Annotated in this window: 11 protein-coding genes; 8 read left to right on the top strand and 3 right to left on the bottom strand. The window is 68.2% G+C overall.

The window, feature by feature from the left end:
- The first annotated feature begins 64 nt into the window (after positions 1 to 64).
- Together LGN17_RS34390 and LGN17_RS34385 are read left to right on the top strand one after the other, a co-directional pair.
- On the top strand, positions 65 to 391 hold the full coding sequence (locus LGN17_RS34390; RefSeq protein WP_175954362.1) for an antibiotic biosynthesis monooxygenase family protein: 327 nt from the start codon (positions 65 to 67) through the stop codon (positions 389 to 391).
- A gap of 197 nt (positions 392 to 588) precedes the next feature.
- The gene (locus LGN17_RS34385; protein WP_226201276.1) at positions 589 to 2,289 is read left to right on the top strand and encodes a hypothetical protein; all 1,701 of its coding nucleotides are present in this window, start codon (positions 589 to 591) and stop codon (positions 2,287 to 2,289) included.
- A 93-nt stretch (positions 2,290 to 2,382) separates the two neighbouring features.
- Here the strand turns inward: LGN17_RS34385 and LGN17_RS34380 are convergent, their stop codons facing one another.
- The gene (locus tag LGN17_RS34380; RefSeq protein WP_226201275.1) at positions 2,383 to 3,288 is read right to left on the bottom strand and encodes a hypothetical protein; all 906 of its coding nucleotides are present in this window, start codon (positions 3,286 to 3,288) and stop codon (positions 2,383 to 2,385) included.
- 178 nt (positions 3,289 to 3,466) lie between these two features.
- Entirely contained in the window at positions 3,467 to 4,399 is a 933-nt protein-coding gene (locus LGN17_RS34375) for a LysR family transcriptional regulator (RefSeq protein WP_175965668.1), read from the bottom strand.
- Positions 4,400 to 4,604: 205 nt separating this feature from the next.
- On the opposite strand from LGN17_RS34375, the gene LGN17_RS34370 reads away from it, so the two are divergent.
- The 4 genes from LGN17_RS34370 to pdeR all read left to right on the top strand — a co-directional run bounded on the left by LGN17_RS34370 (position 4,605) and on the right by pdeR (position 13,094).
- Complete coding sequence (locus tag LGN17_RS34370; protein ID WP_011356168.1) at positions 4,605 to 5,378, top strand: putative hydro-lyase; 774 nt, start codon at positions 4,605 to 4,607, stop codon at positions 5,376 to 5,378.
- A gap of 78 nt (positions 5,379 to 5,456) precedes the next feature.
- Positions 5,457 to 6,755, top strand: coding sequence for an MFS transporter (locus tag LGN17_RS34365; protein ID WP_226201274.1), 1,299 nt, complete (start codon positions 5,457 to 5,459; stop codon positions 6,753 to 6,755).
- Positions 6,756 to 6,875: 120 nt separating this feature from the next.
- Positions 6,876 to 10,526: a hydantoinase B/oxoprolinase family protein gene (locus LGN17_RS34360; protein ID WP_226201273.1), complete on the top strand. Its 3,651-nt coding sequence runs from the start codon at positions 6,876 to 6,878 to the stop codon at positions 10,524 to 10,526.
- Positions 10,527 to 11,090: 564 nt separating this feature from the next.
- Positions 11,091 to 13,094: a cyclic di-GMP phosphodiesterase gene (gene pdeR, locus LGN17_RS34355; RefSeq protein WP_226201272.1), complete on the top strand. Its 2,004-nt coding sequence runs from the start codon at positions 11,091 to 11,093 to the stop codon at positions 13,092 to 13,094.
- 48 nt (positions 13,095 to 13,142) lie between these two features.
- Here the strand turns inward: pdeR and LGN17_RS34350 are convergent, their stop codons facing one another.
- The gene (locus LGN17_RS34350; RefSeq protein ID WP_089432175.1) at positions 13,143 to 14,006 is read right to left on the bottom strand and encodes a crotonase/enoyl-CoA hydratase family protein; all 864 of its coding nucleotides are present in this window, start codon (positions 14,004 to 14,006) and stop codon (positions 13,143 to 13,145) included.
- A 582-nt stretch (positions 14,007 to 14,588) separates the two neighbouring features.
- Here LGN17_RS34350 and LGN17_RS34345 point away from each other — a divergent pair.
- Both LGN17_RS34345 and LGN17_RS34340 read left to right on the top strand, forming a co-directional pair.
- Positions 14,589 to 15,311 carry a winged helix-turn-helix domain-containing protein gene (locus LGN17_RS34345; RefSeq protein WP_175954344.1) on the top strand — a complete coding sequence of 241 codons (723 nt, stop codon included), beginning with the start codon at positions 14,589 to 14,591 and terminating at the stop codon, positions 15,309 to 15,311.
- A gap of 10 nt (positions 15,312 to 15,321) precedes the next feature.
- Positions 15,322 to 17,525: ATP-binding protein (locus LGN17_RS34340; RefSeq protein ID WP_226201271.1), on the top strand; the 2,204-nt coding region annotated here is incomplete at its 3' end.

Here is a 17,525-nt window from a genome sequence, read left to right as displayed (position 1 = left end):
GATCTCGGCACGCCGCATTTGTCTTACAATCGGCCCTCTTTCAATCGCTTTCGATGGAGCGGGCATGTACGCGTCGACTTTCATTTTCCGTGCCGGGCAATACGACGACGAATTCCACCGGCTCGACCGGCAGATTGCCGACATGGCGCGCACGACGCCCGGCTATCTCGGCGAGGAGACGTGGGAGAGCGCCGAATCGGGGCTGATCCAGAACGTCTACTACTGGGAGTCGGAGGCCGCGCTGCAGCAGCTGATGCAGCACCCGGCGCATCTCGAGGCAAAGACGAAGCAGGCGCGCTGGCTGGACGGCTATCGCGTCGTGATTTCGAAAGTGCTGCGCGAGTATGGCGACGGCAAGCTCACGCAGCCGCATGCGGGGCAACCCGCCTGAATGGCTGTCTGATGCATTTCTTTCGCATTACGGATCAATAACGAGGCGTTGCGCTCGGCAGCCCGTGTTGGCGCGCGGGTTTCCCCGCGCTCGTGTGCAATCAATTCTTCATCAAGCATGGCTAAGGTGGCGGGGCTTCACGTCGTCAGTCTGTCCACCAACAACATCCTCACTCGATGTCGTACGGAGCCTTGTCCATGCCGAATTTCGCCTTGTCCGCGAAGCGCCGCCGCGCGCTGCGCGATCGTACCGTTCCTGTCTTCGCACTGACGCTGATTGCCGCGAGCATCGGCGTGCACGCTGCCCCGCGTGACAACGACGGCGACAGCCGTTTTACGCCGGGCTTCGTGCCGGGCTTCCTGGTCCTCAGCCGCAGCGTGTACGACAACGTGTCGAGCAACGTCCAGCCCGGCGCGATCCTGCCGCCGAACTGCGCGAAGACCACCGGCGGGTGCGGCACGGCATCCGGCGCGCCGAGCGACGGCACCTATCCGTACGTGTGGAACAACGACCGCTACGACGGCAACTTCGGCATCACTTCGCGCATCTTCCTCGACCAGATCACGCCGGCCGGCGGTGTCGTCGGCACGCTCGAAGTGCCAAACAGCCTGCAGAAAGGCTTCGCGCGCGACCAGATGGTGACAAGCTTCAGCTCGAAGTCGGAACTCGGCTTGCACCTGTCGCTCGACGGCAACTATCTGACGTTCATGGGCTACGTCGCACCGGTCAACGCGATCGACGTGTCGAACTCGAACACGCCGCTCGCGGTCGATACGACGAACCCGGACGGGCAGACCTTCTATCGCGCGATCGCGCGCATCGATCGCCACGGGCATTTCCGCTTCACCGAGACGAATGCGTACAGCGGCAACAACGGCCGCGCGGCGATCCTGAACAATCGCGACGGCCATGAGATCTACTACACGTCGGGCAACGCCGGCAACGGCTCGAACCCGCAGCCGGACAACGTGATCCTCGGCGCGGGCGCACAGCTCATCGACGGCGCGAAGCATCACGAAGCGCAGCAGGATCCGGGCGTGCCGACGCCGCTCGCGAGCTTCTCGGTCACGGCACTCGGCGCGAAGGCCGACAAGATCGGCAAGGACGACAACTTCCGTGGTATCGCGGTGCACGAGAACGTCGTGTACTACACGAAGGGCAGCGGCGGCAACGGCGTGAACACCGTGTACTTCGTCGATACGACCGGCACCGCGTGCCCGTCGGGCGTCGGCGTGCCGTCGCCGAAGGCCGCGCTGCCGACGGCGCCGCTCGCCTACAACGCGGCCACGCTGCAGACGGCTGGCCTGCCGAACAACATGTGCGTGCTGGCCGGCTTCCCGACCACGCTGAACAAGACCGCGACGACGCTCTCCTATCCGTTCGGGATCTGGTTCGCCGACGCGAACACGCTCTATGTCGCGGACGAAGGCGACGGCTATACGGGCGGCGCGGACCTGTATACGCATGCCGCCGCGCAGACCACGGCCGGCTTGCAGAAGTGGGTGTACGACGCAGGGGCGAAGCAGTGGAAGCTCGCATACACGCTGCAGAACGGGTTGAACCTCGGTCAGCCGTATTCGGTCGCAGGCTATCCGACGGGCAACAATTCGGCGACGGGCCTGCCGTGGGCACCGGCGACGGCCGGCCTGCGCAACCTGACGGGCCGCGTCGAACGCGACGGTACGGTGACGATCTGGGCGATCACGTCGACGGTCAGCGGCAACGGCGATATCGGTGCGGATCCGAACCGGCTGGTTGCCGTGCGTGACGTGCTGAAGAACACGAGCGCGACGACGGCTGCGCACGAGCAGTTCGCCGTGCTGAGGACGGCGAAGTTTGCGGAAGTGCTGCGGGGGATCGAGTTCGCGCCGGGGACGGATACGGGGCGGTCGCACTGAAGAAGGTGAGCGCCCGGCGGGCTGATGCCGGGCGACATAGGCACGGCTGCGCGTTTCCGTGGCCGTGTCCTTCAACTTTGTCGTGGCACGGGTTCAGTCGGTGCGTTGTGCTACGTCGTCTTTCGGCTCCGCCCGCGTCGCGCGCTGCCAGATCGGGAACATCGCGTTCTGGACCGACGTCTGCGCGTCGATGACCTTGCGGTGGTCGATGCCAGGCAGGTCGAGCAGCCGATCCACGGCCGCTTTCGCGCCTTCGGCGTCCTGCGGAAACCCGCACGCGAACTGCTTGTTCATATCGAACAGGATCCACCACACATCCGATTCGTACGGCCCCTGGTCGTTGGTTTCGATCGCGACCGCGCCGAGATCGGACAGCGCGATTCCGTGTGTTGCGCCTTTCGGGTCGGTCGCCTCGATGCGCGTATCGGTCGCGGTCACGGCCCAGCGGCTCGGCGGGATGGGCGAAACGGGCGGTGACGGCGCGGTGCCGGGTTGCGCCGCGTCGCCGGAATCGGCTGGCGCGGCGACATCCGTCGCATTCATCGATTCGACCGGGTCATCCGGCGCGATCACCGCCGCTGGCGCGACGGCGTCCTTCTTCGTGCGCCCGCCAATCCACGGCAATGCGGCGCCGCCAACCATCGCCGCAATCCACAGGTAGTACCCGATGCCGAATGCGTGGATGGGCTTGAAGTCCGGGCCGGTCGGTATCGTGTGCCATCCGAGTGCGAAGGCCACGACCACGGCGAGCAGCGCGGACACGATGCGGTTCGGCTTGATCAGCGCAACGACCAGCAGCGGGTTGCCGAGCCAGGCGAATTGCAGGTCGAGGATCGCGAGCGGGCCGATCGCGAGCACCATATAACCGCGCCACCAGTTTGTTGCACCAGCCGCATTCGGCGGTTCGGCGGCGACCGGCAGCAGCAGCGATACGACGTACAGCGCGACGATGACGGCGCGCGCGAGGTTCAGGCGAGCGGAAGCGGGGCGAGTCTGCATGTTGCCTTCCTGTTGTGCAGGCGCGTGCGAAGCGGTCAATGCCGGACGGCCGTGCCGGCATTCGCGACACATGGCACGCACGCGTCGCCGGCGATTGTGGGCGATTGTGGGTGATTCGGGCGACGATGTCGAATCCGTGCCGGCTGCCCGGCCTCGCGACCCGCCGGCCCGCACCGCATCAAAGCGCTTCGACCAGCAACCGCTTGCTCTTCTCGCAGTACTCGTGACAGGCGGCCCGCGCCGCGATCGATGCGCCATGCACGAATCTCGGCGCGTCCGCCCGCCGCGACATCGACACGACGATCGACGGCGGCGACGGCTGCAGCGGCAACTCCACGACTTCACCGCTTTCGATCAACGCATCGACGAACAGCACCGGAATCGCCGCGACGCCGAACCCGTCACGCACGAGCTGCACGATCACCGAGATCGACGGCGACCCGGTGATGCGCGTGTCCGACAGCGGCACGCCGTGCGCGTGCGCGAGCGTGCGGACGATATCCTCGAGCGCCCGGTGGGGCGCCGTACCGCGCCCGTAAGTGAGGATCGGCTGGCGCAGCACCTGCCGCGCGAGCCCCGTGCGCGTGTTCGGCAGCAGCCCCGCGCGCGCGATCCAGCGCACCGGATAGTTCGCGAGCGCATCGCACACGACCGACGCCTCGTCGCTGCCTTCCACGCGGATGATCAGGTCGAGCTCACCCGCCATCAGCCGGCGCTGCAGCACGACGCTGACGTCGACGGTCAGGTCGATCTCGAGCTGCGGATAGTCGGCCGCCAGCCGCCGCATGTAGTGCGGCAGCCAGCTGTGCACGACGGTCTCGATCACGCCGAGCCGCAGCTTGCCGCGCAGCGCGCGCTCGCCGGAGGCGGCGGCCAGCAGCTCCTGGGTCGCCTCGACCACGGCTTTCGCATAGCCGAGCAGGTATTCGCCGTTCGGCGTGAGCCGGAATTCGCGGCTGTCGCGGTCGACGAGCACAGTCTGCAGTTCGTCCTCGAGCGCCTTCAGGCGCTGCGAGATCGCGGCCGGCGTCGCGTGCAGCGCGGCGGCCGTCGTGCGGAAGTTGCGCAGCTTCGCGAGCGTGACGAAGGTTTCGAGAAAGCGCGTGTTCATGGCGGTCGGGCGATGGGGGGATATGCACTTTGCCGGTGAGGAAAAGTGAACAGAGCCTGGGAAAACCCCAAGATCCGTTAAGAAATTCTATACACGGAGCGCAGAAAAACTCGTTGGCGACAAAATTTTTTCTTTTCTATTCTTCGCCGTATCCGATGACACGGCACCGCCATCCCGACGACATACCGATCTGCGACAGACCCTCATGACCCCTTCCGAATTCCGCCAGTCCGTGCGCCACGGCGCGTTCCGCGGCCCGACCGCCGGCCACTGCGGCCCGTACGCGCAAGCGAACCTCGCGATCCTGCCCGAGGCGGTCGCGCACGATTTCCTGCGCTTCTGCCAGGCGAACCCGAAAGCCTGCCCGCTGCTGGGCGTCGGCGAGCCGGGCGCGTTTCGGGTCGACGCACTCGGCGAGGATCTTGACATCCGCACCGACGTGCCGAGCTACAACGTCTACCGCGACGGCCGCCTGACCGAACGCGTCGAGTCGCTGGAAGCACTGTGGCGCGACGATTTCGTTGTATTCGCGATCGGATGCTCGTTTTCGTTCGAGGACATGCTGGCCCGCGAAGGGATTGGCCTGCGCCATGTGGAGGAGGGGCGTAACGTGCCGATGTACCGCACGTCGATTCCGAACCGCCGCGCGGGGATCTTCGGCGGCCAGCTCGTCGTGTCGATGCGGCCGATGCGCGGCGCCGACGCGATCCGCGCGGTGCAGATCACGAGCCGGTTTCCGGGCGTGCACGGCGCGCCGATCCATCTCGGCGATCCGCGCGAACTGGGCATCGCCGATCTGAACGCCCCCGAATTCGGCGACGCGGTGACGATCCGCGACGGCGAGCTGCCGGTGTTCTGGGCCTGCGGCGTGACGCCGCAAACCGCGCTGATGGACGCGAAGCTGCCGATCGCGATCGCGCATACGCCCGGCCACATGCTGATGACCGACATCACGAACGCATCGCTGGCCGTATTCTGAGCCGGGGCGACGACCACCCGCACGACACACCGCACGCACGATCGCCATTTGGCTGCGCACAACGACAGGAGCATCACCATGGAAAGCAAGACCCTCGCGGCCCCCGCCGCCGAGCCCGCGAGCCCCGAGCGTAGCGGCCTGTTCTCGTGGTATGGGGATGCGCAGCCGCGCGAGCGCCGCGCGTTCTGGAGCTGCAAGGTCGGCTACATGCTCGACGGGATGGACACGCAGATGCTGTCGTTCGTGATCCCGACGCTCGTCGCGACCTGGGGCATCTCGTTCGCGGACGCGGGCTTCATCGGCACGGTCACGCTGCTCGCGTCCGCGCTCGGCGGCTGGATCGCCGGCATCCTGTCCGACCGGATTGGCCGCGTGCGCACGCTGCAGCTCACCGTGCTGTGGTTCGCGGTGTTCACCGCGCTGTGCGGGCTTGCGCAGAATTACCACCAGCTGCTCGCGGCGCGCGCGCTGATGGGCTTCGGCTTCGGCGGCGAGTGGACGGCCGGCGCGGTGCTGATCGGCGAAGTGATCCGTGCGCGCGACCGCGGCAAGGCGGTCGGTCTCGTGCAGTCGGGCTGGGCGATCGGCTGGGGGCTGTGCGCGCTGCTGTATGCGCTGCTGTTCTCGGTGCTGCCGGCCGAGCAGGCGTGGCGCGCGCTGTTCCTCGTCGGCCTCGCCCCCGCGCTGCTGGTCGTGGCGATCCGCCGCTACGTGAAGGAGCCGGACGTCTACGAGAAGGAGAAGGCCGCGCAGGCGCAAGTAGCCGATGCGCCGCGCCTCACCGAGATCTTCGCGCCGAAGCTGATCACGACGACGCTGCGCGCGGCGCTGCTGACGACCGGCGCGCAGGGCGGCTACTACGCGATCACGACGTGGCTGCCGACCTTCCTGAAGACCGAGCGGCACCTCACGGTGATGGGCACCGGCGGCTATCTCGCGATGATCATCCTCGGCTCGTGGGTCGGCTACCTGACGAGCGCGTACCTGACCGACCGCCTCGGCCGCAAGCCGAACTTCATCCTGTTCGCGGTCGGCTCGATGGCGATTGCGTTCGCATACACGTCGCTGAACCTGACCAACGCGTCGATGCTGTGGCTCGGCTTCCCGCTCGGCTTCTTCGCGTCGGGCATCTTCTCGGGGATGGGCGCGTTCCTCACCGAGCTGTTCCCGACCCGCGTGCGCGGCTCCGGCCAGGGCTTCTGCTACAACGTGGGCCGCGCGATCGGTGCACTGTTCCCGTTCCTGATCGGTGCGCTGTCCAAGCAATACGGGCTCGGCATGAGCATCGGCATCTTCGCGGTCGCCGCGTACGGCGTGGTGATCGTCGCCGCGCTGACGCTGCCCGAGACACGCGGCCGCGAACTCGACGCCGCTTGAGCGGCGGGCCGGCCGGCCCTTCGTTTTTCTCCCCCTTTGACCGACCCGGCGACACGGCGCGCGACGCGCGCCGTGCGGCGGCGCTCGCCCCTCGACCCAACGACGCATCGACCCGACATCATGACTGACCGACACCTTTCCCCCGTTCCCTCCGACGCCGCACGCTGGCAATTCTGGATCGATCGCGGCGGCACGTTCACCGACATCGTCGCGCGCCGGCCCGACGGCACGCTCGTCACGCACAAGCTGCTGTCGGAGAACCCCGAGCAATACCGCGACGCGGCCGTGGCCGGAATTCGCCAGTTGCTCGGCCTCGCGGCCGGCGAGCCGATCACGCCCGAGCGCGTCGAGATGGTGAAGATGGGCACGACGGTCGCGACCAACGCGCTGCTCGAGCGCAAGGGCGAGCGCACCGTGCTCGCGACGACGCGCGGCTTTCGCGACGTGCTGCGCATCGCGTACCAGAACCGGCCGCGCCTGTTCGATCTCGACATCGTGCTGCCCGACGCGCTGTACGAGACCGTCGTCGAGATCGACGAGCGCATCGGCGCACATGGCGACGTTGTCGTGCCGCTCGATGTTCAGGGTGCCGAAGCGTCGCTGCGCCGCGTGTTCGACTCCGGCGTGCGCGCGCTCGCGATCGTGCTGATCCACGGTTATCGCTACACCGCGCACGAACGCGCGCTGGCGGACCTGGCGCGCCGCATCGGCTTCACGCAGGTGTCGGTGTCGCACGAGGTGTCGCCGCTGATGAAGATGGTGTCGCGCGGCGATACGACCGTCGTCGACGCGTACCTGTCGCCGATCCTGCGCCGCTATGTCGAGCAGGTCGCGCACGAGATGCCGGGCGTGAACCTGCAGTTCATGCAGAGCAGCGGCGGGCTGACGCGCGCCGACGCGTTCCAGGGCAAGGACGCGATCCTGTCGGGCCCGGCCGGCGGCATCGTCGGGATGGTGCGCGCCGCGCAGGCGGCCGGCTTCGAGCGCGTGATCGGCTTCGACATGGGCGGCACGTCGACCGACGTGTCGCATTACCACGGCGAGTTCGAGCGCGTGTTCGAGACGCAGGTGGCCGGCGTGCGGATGCGCGCGCCGATGATGAGCATCCATACGGTTGCCGCGGGCGGCGGCTCGGTGCTCGGCTTCGACGGCGCGCGGCTGCGTGTCGGGCCGGAATCGGCCGGCGCGAACCCGGGGCCGGCCGCGTACCGGCGCGGCGGCCCGCTGACGGTGACCGACTGCAACGTGATGCTCGGCAAGATCCAGCCCGATCATTTCCCGCGCGTGTTCGGCCCGCATGCGGACGAGCCGCTCGACCGCGACGGCGTGGTCGCGAAGTTCGCGGCGCTCGCCGATGAAATCCATGCGGCGACGGGGCGGCGCGAGACACCGGAGGCGCTCGCCGAAGGTTTCCTGGAAATCGCGATCGGCAGCATGGCGAACGCGATCAAGAAGATTTCCGTGCAGCGCGGCCACGACGTGTCGCGCTACGTGCTGACGACGTTCGGCGGCGCGGGCGGCCAGCACGCGTGCGGCGTGGCCGACGCGCTCGGGATGACGCAGGTGTTCGCGCATCCGCTCGCGGGCGTGCTGTCCGCGTACGGGATGGGCCTCGCCGACCAGACCGCGATGCGCGAGCGCGCGGTCGAGGCCGTGTTGTCCGACGCGTCGCTGCCGGCGCTGAACGCGGCGCTCGACCGGCTGGCCGACGAAGCCGTCGGCGCGCTGCTCGAACAGGGCGTGCCGCCGGAGCGGATCGCGACCGAGCGGCGCGTACACCTGCGCTACCAGGGCACCGACTCGGCGCTCGACGTGCCGGCCGGCAGCGTCGCCGCGATGCAGCAGGCGTTCGAGGCCGCATACCGGCAGCGCTACGCGTTCCTGATGCCCGGCACGCCGCTCGTCGCCGAGCTCGCGTCGGTCGAGGCGATCGGCCGCTCCGACGCGCCGGTGGAGATCGCGCCGCTCGCGCCGCGCAACGAGGGCAACGGCGCCGGTGCCGCGCTACGCGCCCATTCCACGGTGCGCTTCCATTCCGGCGGGCAATGGCACGACGCGGCGCTCTACGTGCGCGACACGCTGCTGGCCGGCGACGCGATCGACGGCCCGGCGATCGTCGCGGAGAAGAACGGCACGACCGTCGTCGAGCCCGGCTGGCGCGCGCGGATGACCGCGCAGGGCAACCTCGTGCTGACGCGCACGACGCCGCTGCCGACGCGCCGCTCGCTCGGCACCGACGCCGATCCGGTGCGGCTCGAGATCTTCAACAACCTGTTCATGTCGATTGCCGAGCAGATGGGGCTGCGGCTGCAGAACACCGCGTACTCGGTGAACATCAAGGAGCGGCTCGACTTCTCGTGCGCGATCTTCGACGGCGACGGCAAGCTGATCGCGAACGCGCCGCACATGCCGGTGCACCTCGGCTCGATGGGCGAGAGCATCCGCACGGTGATCGAGCGCAACCGCGGCCGCATGCGCGACGGCGACGTGTTCATGCTGAACGACCCGTATCACGGCGGCACGCACCTGCCGGACGTGACCGTCATCACGCCGGTGTTTGCCGACGGCTCGGACACGCCGCTGTTCTACGTCGGCTCGCGCGGCCATCACGCGGACATCGGCGGCACGACGCCGGGCTCGATGCCGCCCGATTCGACCCACATCGACGAGGAGGGCGTGCTGATCGACAACTGGCAACTGGTGTCGGCCGGCACGCTGCGCGATGCGGAAACCCGCGCGCTGCTCGCTTCGGGCCGTTACCCGGCGCGCAACGTCGAGCAGAACATGGCCGACCTGCGCGCGCAGGTCGCCGCGAACCAGAAGGGCGTCGACGAGCTGCGCCGGATGGTCGCGCAGTTTGGCCGCGACGTCGTGCTCGCGTTCATGGGGCACGTGCAGGACAACGCGGAAGAAGCCGTGCGGCGCGTGATCGGCGCGCTGCAGGACGGCGCGTACCGCTATCCGCTCGACAACGGCGCGGAGATTCGCGTCGCGATCCGCGTCGACCGGGCGGCGCGGCGCGCGGAGATCGATTTCACCGGCACGTCCGCGCAGCTCGACAACAACTTCAACGCGCCGAAGGCCGTGTGCATGGCCGCCGTGCTGTACGTGTTCCGCACGCTGGTCGGCGACGAGATCCCGCTGAACGCCGGCTGCCTGAAGCCGCTCACGGTGATCGTGCCCGCGCGCTCGATGCTGAACCCCGAGTATCCGGCGGCGGTCGTGTCGGGCAACGTCGAGACGTCGTCGGCGATCACCAACGCGCTGTACGGCGCGCTCGGCTGCGTCGCGTCGAGCCAGGGAACGATGAACAACTTCACATTCGGCAACGATCGCTACCAGTACTACGAGACGATCGCGGGCGGCAGCGGCGCGGGCGACGGCTTCGCGGGTGTCGGCGCGGTGCAGACGCACATGACGAACTCGCGGCTGACCGATCCGGAGGTGCTCGAATGGCGCTACCCGGTGCGGCTCGACTCGCACCGGATCCGCGCCGGCTCGGGCGGCGGCGGGCGCTGGCGCGGCGGCGACGGCGCGGTGCGGCGGATCCGCTTCCTCGCGCCGATGACCGCGTCGATCCTGTCCAACAACCGGATCCACGCACCGTTCGGCGCGGCGGGCGGCGAGCCAGGCACGCTCGGCCGCAACACGATCGAGCGCGCGGACGGCACGGTCGAGACGCTCGGCCATATCGGCCGCGCGGAGATGGCGCCGGGCGACGTGTTCGTCGTCGAAACGCCGGGCGGCGGCGGATACGGCACGGCGGGCTGAGCCGCGCGACCAGCGCCGGCGCCCCGCGCCGATGCTCGAACGGCATTGCAACGGACTGTGGAATAAAGTTGCGTATTAGCGCGCGAAAGGAATCAAAATCGACGGAAAGTCGGGTCGCCGCGACGCGATCCGACCCTGTCGCCGATGGCTTGTCGCAGCGCTGCCCATGGCTGCTGGAATCGGCCGCAAATGCCCGCCCGGCGGGGCGTTCAGCCCGATTCGCCGAACCCGTCCCGCAGCGCCGCAACCGCGATCGGGCAGGCTGCCAATCATGAAAAATCCGGCTTGCCAATCGAGTCCCAATTCCTTGACACTCTGCTCTAAATGTGAGTGCCAATCCTGATCGTCATTTGATAAGATGGCTCTCATCATTCTTTTGGCAGCACCTGCGCGCATCACGCGCGAACGCCGGGTCGCATTAGCGGGAAACAAGTACGGGACGAGGCCCATCATCACGGCAATCACGGTTGCCCTGCCGGGAACGCGCGACGCGCGCCCCGGAAGGGCGGCCGGCCGGGTCGCCTCCGTCTACACTGTGCGTTTTTTCTGGATCGGGGCGTCTCCATGGATGACGAAAACGATAGCGCGGTGCTCGAGGCGCACGTAGGTACGCGCAGCCCCTGCTGGCGTCTCGGCAGCGACAGCAATGCCCTCGAACTGGCGGCCGTCCGCGGCCTGACCAACGTCGCCGTCGCGCTGACGGGCGAACAGGCCGCGCGCATCCGCGCGCTGACCGGCGTCACGTCGCACCTCGTGCTCGACATCACGCTGTTCGGCGAACCGGTGAGCCTTCATCTCGTCGGGCGGAAAGTCGACACGACCGACTGGGCCGGCACGGCCTCGGCCTATTCCGATACCGAATCCGTCGCGGCCGATCTCGCGCACGGGCTCGCGTTTGCCGAGCAGGTCGTGTCCGAAGTGAATTCGCTCGTCGTGATTCTCGACCGCAACGGGATGGTGCAGCGCTTCAACCGCCTGTGCGAGGAAGTGACGGGCAAGCGCGAGGTCGACGTGATCGGCCGCAGCGCGTTCGAACTGTTCATGAGCCCCGAGCAGGGCGCGCAGTCGCGCAGCAACATCACGGGCTTTTTCGCGAGCAACCACTCGTTCGCGGTCGAGCGCTACATCAATACGGTCAACGGGCCGCGCCTGTTCCAGTTCCGCAACAAGTTCGTGCAGAGCGGCAGCGGCGTCGAAGAGCAGTTCCTGATCTGCTCGGGCATCGACATCACCGAGGAGCGCAACGCGCAGCATCGGCTCATCGAACTCGCGAACACCGACGTGCTCACCGGGCTGCCGAACCGCCATGCGATCAGCGAGCGCATCCACGCGGCGATTGCGGCCGAGACCGCCGCATCGCGCGGGCAGGTCGGCATCCTGTTCCTCGATCTCGACAACTTCAAGCGCGTCAACGATCACTACGGGCACATCACCGGCGACCGGCTGCTGCAGGACGTGTCGGCGATCATCAGCGGCTGCCTGCCGTCCGGCGCGACGCTCGCGCGGCTCGGCGGCGACGAATTCCTCGTGCTGTTCGAGCACGGCACGCGGCCGCTGCTCGAAGCGACCGCGCAGATCATTCTCGAACGGCTGCGCACGCCCATTCATCTCGGGCTGATGGAGGTCTACACGAGTTGCTCGATCGGCATCGCGATGCATCCGCAGCACGGCGATTCGCTCGAGACGCTGATCCGCAGCGCGGATACCGCGATGTACGTCGCGAAGGAAGAGGGCAAGCATACGTACCGCGTGTTCTCGCTGGAGATGAACCAGAAGGTCGCGAAGTACATGTGGCTCGACACGAACCTGCGCAAGGCGCTCGAGGAAGAGCAGTTCGTGCTGCACTACCAGCCGGTCGTCGATATCGCGACCGGCGACGTGCACGCTGTCGAGGCACTGATCCGCTGGCAGTCGCCCGATCGCGGGCTCGTCGCGCCGATCGAGTTCATCCGCTTCGCGGAGGAGTCGGGCCTGATCGCGCCGCTCGGGCGCTGGGTGATGCGTACCGCGGCCGCGCAGGCTGCCGCGTGGAAGGCGAAGGGGCTCGACATCCGGATCGCGGTGAACGTGTCCGCGCGGCAGTTGCAGGACATGAACATCGTGCACCAGATGGCGTCGATCCTCGACGCCGCGGGGCTGAAGCCCGGCCTGCTCGACATCGAGCTGACCGAGAGCTGCTTCATCGAGGACGAGGATGCGGCCAACGGGCTGATGCGGCAGTTCCGCCAACTCGGCGCGCAGATCCATCTCGACGATTTCGGCACCGGCTATTCGTCGCTGTCGCAGTTGTCGCGCCTGCCGCTCGACGCGATCAAGCTCGACCGCAGCTTCATCACGGGCATCGACCGCAATCCGCGCTCGCAGGCGCTGGTGCGCTCGGTCGTGTCGCTCGCGAAGGCGCTGAATTTCGCGGTGGTCGCCGAAGGCGTCGAAACGCATGCGGAAGCCGAATTCCTCAAGCAGCTCGACGTCGATCATGCGCAGGGCTACTACTACGCCCGCCCGATGCCCGCACAGGCGTTCGAGGCGTGGCTCGCGGAGACGAGAAAGCTCAGGCTGATCGCCTGAGCTTCGTTCACGAACGGGCGCCGCCGGCAAGCGGCGGCGCCCGTCGCATTACACCGTGCGCAGCTTCGACACGCGCCGGTTCTGCAGCATCACGAGGCGTTCCATGTACGCGAGATCCTTCGGCTCGATCGTGAACGCCGCATGCACCCACGCTTCCGTGATGTCCATCAGCTCGGAGCGCGTCAGCTGGAACACCCGCTCGCGCGCGCGCAGCATCGCACGCACGCCGTTCAGCTTCGGCTTCGTCACGTCGATGAAGGTGCGCGTCGCGAGGTACGCGTCACCCGCGTCGAACGTCTGGTCGACCAGGCCGCGATCCTCGTACCACTCGGCAGCGTGCGCTTCGCCGGTCGAGATCAGTTGCTCCGCAATGCCCCGATCGGCCTTGCGCGCGACGAGCGAATAGCCGCCCATGCCCGGGAACAGGTTGAACGCGATCTCGGGAAACCCGAGCTTCACGCCCTTCTGCGCGAGCACGTAGTGATGCGCGAGCGCGGCCTCGAAACCGCCGCCGAGCGCGCTGCCCTCGACCATCGCGATCGAGATCGCCCCGGTGCCGAAGCCCGTGTAGATCTCGTACACGCCGTCGATGCACGAGCGCGCATAGGCCATCAACAGGTCGCGCTTGCCGCTGCGGATCGCGTCGACGAAAAAGCTCAGGTCGCCGCCGACGTTGAACAGCTCGGGGACGAGCGAGCCCGTCACCCAGAAGTCGAACGGCAGGCCCGAGTCGCGTGCGACGCGCGCGAGATGGATGATGTCGGTAACGAGTTGCTGGTTGAAGCACGGCCGCGGCTCCGATCGCAGCATCATCCACATGACATTACGTCCCTCTTCATAAAAGGCGGTCAGTTGCGTGAGTTCGCCAGCTTCGTAAAACGGGCGGCACGCGGGATGGGATTGGAGTTGCATGGTATGTCCTCGTGAGATGTGGTTCTTGAAGACCATCGCGCCCGGTGCCGTGCAGGAGGCGAGTGTCCTGACGGGTGCCGGGCGCGAGGCATCGCCATTGTTGCGCGCGCACATTCGGCGTATCTGTGGAGTGGGTCACCCGAAAGCCGCGCGGGCCCAGGCAGGGCGGCGGTTTCGGGCGAGCGGTCGAGGCGCGGGGGGAGGCCGGCCGGGCCGGTATCGCGGCGTTCCGGACGTGACGACGGAATGCGGGCATGCCGAGTGTCGGCAAACCTGCGAACGGCGCGGCAATGCCGCGTGCGATGCGTGCAGTCGTAACCGTGAATTGGCAATGCGGGGCACGCGTCGCGACCGCTCGCCGTGCAGGGTATTCACCGGTACCGACGGGTATCCGGTGAATTTTTTGCAGCGTTAGAATCGCGCGCCCGTTCATATCTGCGCGCCTCGTTCCGCGCGCAGGGTCGCGGTTCTCCTCCCCGGCGCGCATCCGACGGAACTTGCCAGAGTCGGTCGGCTTCAGCCAACATTCGCATCCGGCACGGCCGCGCGTTCCGAGCGCGGCCGGCATGGAGGAGAACACGCATGTCAGAGAAACATCGGGTCCTGGTGCTGGACGACGATCCGGAGGTGCGCGCCTGGTTGAGGGGCGTGCTGGAAGAGGCGGGGTTCGACGTATCGACGGCCGACAGCGCCGCGGTGATGCAGCAGCAACTGGCTGCCGCGCCGCACGCGCTCGTCATCCTCGACCTGAAGCTGCGCGGCGAGGACGGCCTGACGGTCGCGCGCGAGCTGCGGCGCCGGTCCGACGTATCGATCATCATGATCAGCGGGCTGGGCGACGAGACGGACCGCGTGCTCGGCCTCGAAACCGCGGCGGACGATTTCATCACGAAGCCGGTGTCCGGGCGCGAGCTGATCGCACGCGTGCGCGCGCAGCTTCGCCGCACGACCGAGCTGTCGATGCCGCGTCCCGCTCCGAACGGCGGCGGCCCGCGCTTCTGCTTCGACGGCTGGACGCTCGATTTCGCCGCCCGGACGCTGACGCACGGCGGCAATCCGTGCGCGCTCACGCAGGGCGAGTTCGAGCTGCTGGCGGCGATGGTGCAGCAGCCGTCGCGCGTCTGGTCCCGCGAGCAGTTGCTGGAGCGCACGCGCGGCTTCGGCATCGACGTCTACGATCGCACGATCGACGTGCTGATCCTGCGCCTGCGCCGCAAGATCGAACCGAACCCCGAGCACCCGACCTACATCCGCACGCAGCGCGGCGCCGGTTACGTGTTCTCGGTGCCGGTCGTGCGCGTGTGACGCGATGCGCATGCCCCCTACCCTGTTGCCGCCGTGGAGCGTGCGGGCCAAGCTGATCGCGACGTTCCTGGTGCTGTTCGGCATCACGCTGGCGGTCGTGGTGGTCGGCGTGCTCGGCATGCGCGCGAATCAGAACGCGCTCGACGAATACGAGGCGAACGTCGTGCCGGAGATCGCGCGCGCGCTCGAGCTGTCCGACAAGGTCGCGCAACTGGCCGCGGTGGCGCCGAGCATGATGCTGACCGATTCGCCGGACCTGCTGCACAGCGATTCCGAACTGCTGCGCGGCCTGCTCGGCGACATCCGGCGACTGTCGCCGGGTTTCGGCAAGCCGGCCGGTACGGCGGAGAAGGCGGGCGGCCGGCTCGCGGTGATCGACGATCTGGATGCGATCGACCAGGATCTGGCGCGGCTGCTGCTCGTATCGGGCCGGCAGCGGCAGCTCAAGGCGGAGCTGAGCGACCTGCGTGCGGCAACCGACAGCATCGGCGACGGTATCGCGCGCCAGAAAGGGGTGATCGCCCGGCAAGCGCCGACGCTGCTGGAAATCTGGGCGCGCACGACCGGCGCGTTGCAGGCGGCGAACGCGGCGGAGCTCGGCAGCGCGGAGAGCGACAACGAGGCGTTGTGGCTGCGGGTGCGCGAGCGCGGCGAGGAGCGCAGCCAGCCGGCGCTCGCCGAGGCGCTGCAGCGCCTCGACGGCGGCGCGCGCAGCGTGTTCGCGGTGCGTCGGGAGTTTCTGTCGAGCGAAGCGCAGACGGGCTATCTCGTCACGCTGTTGCGCGGTCACGCGGATCACCTCAGCGGCAAGTCCGCCCGCTACGTCGAGCGCCTGCGGCAGATCGCGAGCGAGCGTAGCGACAAGGTGCGCAAGGTCGCGGTGTCGAGCCAGTCGGGCCTGCTGCTGCTGGCCGTCGCGGGCGTCGCGGTGGCATTGCTCGGCGTGGCCTACGCGAGCCGCATCCTGCACAAGCTGCAGGCGATGACGCGCGTGATGACGCGCCTGGCGAAGGGCATCACGTCGGACCGGATGCCGTCGATGCACCGGCCCGACGAAATCGGCGAGCTGGCGCGCGCGTTCGAGGTGTTTCGCACCAACCTGATCGAGAAGGAGCAACTGACCCAGGGGCTCGAAGCGCAGCGCCGCCTGCAGGAATCGGTGCTCAACTCGATGAACGACGGCGTCTCCGTGCACGACACGCAAGGCAGCCTGGTCGCGTGGAACCCGACGTTCGCGAAGCTGCTCGGCATCGACGCGTCCGCGTTGCGGGCGGGCCTGCCGCTCGTCGCCCTCCGTGCTGCGCTGGCGCGGCCCGCCCGGTGGCACCAGGTATCGTCCGAGACCGCGACGCATACGTCGGACGGCGTGCGCGTCGCCGCGTCCGCCGAGCTGCACCTGAGCGACCGGCGGACGCTCGAATTCCACTGTCAGCCGTTGCCGGACGGCGGATGGGTATCGGTATGCCGCGACCTGACGAGCCGCCGCGCGGTCGAGGCCGAACTGCGCCAGGCGCAGAAGATGGACGTGCTCGGCCAGTTGACGGGCGGGGTCGCGCACGATTTCAACAATTTTCTCGTCGCGATTCTCGGCAACCTCGAATTGTTGCTGCCGCGGCTCGACGGGCAACACGACACGCAGACGATGGCCGAACGTGCGCGCCGCGCGGCCGAGCGAGCGTCGCGGCTCACGCGGCGGCTGCTTGCGTTCGCGCGTCGTCAGCCGCTGCAGGCCGAGCGCGTGTCGGTACGGGCGATGCTCGCGGAAATGCTCGACCTGGTCGAATATTCGGCGGGGCAGCGCGTCACCGTCGTGCTGGAGCCGTCCGCCGACACGATGTGGGTGAACGTCGACCGCGGCCAGCTCGAGAACGCGGTGCTCAACCTGACGCTCAACAGCGCGGCGGCGATGCCGGACGGCGGGACGCTCACGCTGTCCGCGCATCGCGAGCCGGCGCAGGATGCGGCGGGCGGCCCGGCGTCGATCGTGCTGAGCGTGACGGATACCGGGTGCGGCATCGCGCCCGTGCTGCTCGACAAGGTGATCGAGCCGTTCTTCACGACCAAGGCCGCCGGTGAAGGCAGCGGGCTCGGGCTCAGCAGCGTGTACGGGTTCGTCCGGCAAAGCGGCGGCGATTTGCGGATTCACAGCGAGGTCGGCCGGGGCACGCGGGTCGAGCTTCGGCTGCCGGACAGCGGGCCGCCCGCCGGCGGGCC

It is taken from the genome of Burkholderia sp. AU30280, from assembly GCF_020420125.1.
In the GTDB taxonomy this organism is placed as follows: domain Bacteria; phylum Pseudomonadota; class Gammaproteobacteria; order Burkholderiales; family Burkholderiaceae; genus Burkholderia.
Note: the sequence above shows the minus strand (reverse complement) of the source record. Positions and strands in the feature narration are given on the sequence as shown.

What these genes read in the sequence shown, in the direction of transcription:
- LGN17_RS34345 (WP_175954344.1), top strand. Translation starts at nt 14,589, where the DNA reads ATGTCAGAGAAACATCGGGTCCTGGTGCTGGACGACGATCCGGAGGTG.
- LGN17_RS34365 (WP_226201274.1), top strand. Translation starts at nt 5,457, where the DNA reads ATGGAAAGCAAGACCCTCGCGGCCCCCGCCGCCGAGCCCGCGAGCCCC.
- LGN17_RS34360 (WP_226201273.1), top strand. Translation starts at nt 6,876, where the DNA reads ATGACTGACCGACACCTTTCCCCCGTTCCCTCCGACGCCGCACGCTGG.
- LGN17_RS34370 (WP_011356168.1), top strand. Translation starts at nt 4,605, where the DNA reads ATGACCCCTTCCGAATTCCGCCAGTCCGTGCGCCACGGCGCGTTCCGC.
- LGN17_RS34390 (WP_175954362.1), top strand. Translation starts at nt 65, where the DNA reads ATGTACGCGTCGACTTTCATTTTCCGTGCCGGGCAATACGACGACGAA.
- pdeR (WP_226201272.1), top strand. Translation starts at nt 11,091, where the DNA reads ATGGATGACGAAAACGATAGCGCGGTGCTCGAGGCGCACGTAGGTACG.
- LGN17_RS34385 (WP_226201276.1), top strand. Translation starts at nt 589, where the DNA reads ATGCCGAATTTCGCCTTGTCCGCGAAGCGCCGCCGCGCGCTGCGCGAT.
- LGN17_RS34375 (WP_175965668.1), bottom strand. Translation starts at nt 4,399, where the DNA reads ATGAACACGCGCTTTCTCGAAACCTTCGTCACGCTCGCGAAGCTGCGC.
- LGN17_RS34380 (WP_226201275.1), bottom strand. Translation starts at nt 3,288, where the DNA reads ATGCAGACTCGCCCCGCTTCCGCTCGCCTGAACCTCGCGCGCGCCGTC.
- LGN17_RS34350 (WP_089432175.1), bottom strand. Translation starts at nt 14,006, where the DNA reads ATGCAACTCCAATCCCATCCCGCGTGCCGCCCGTTTTACGAAGCTGGC.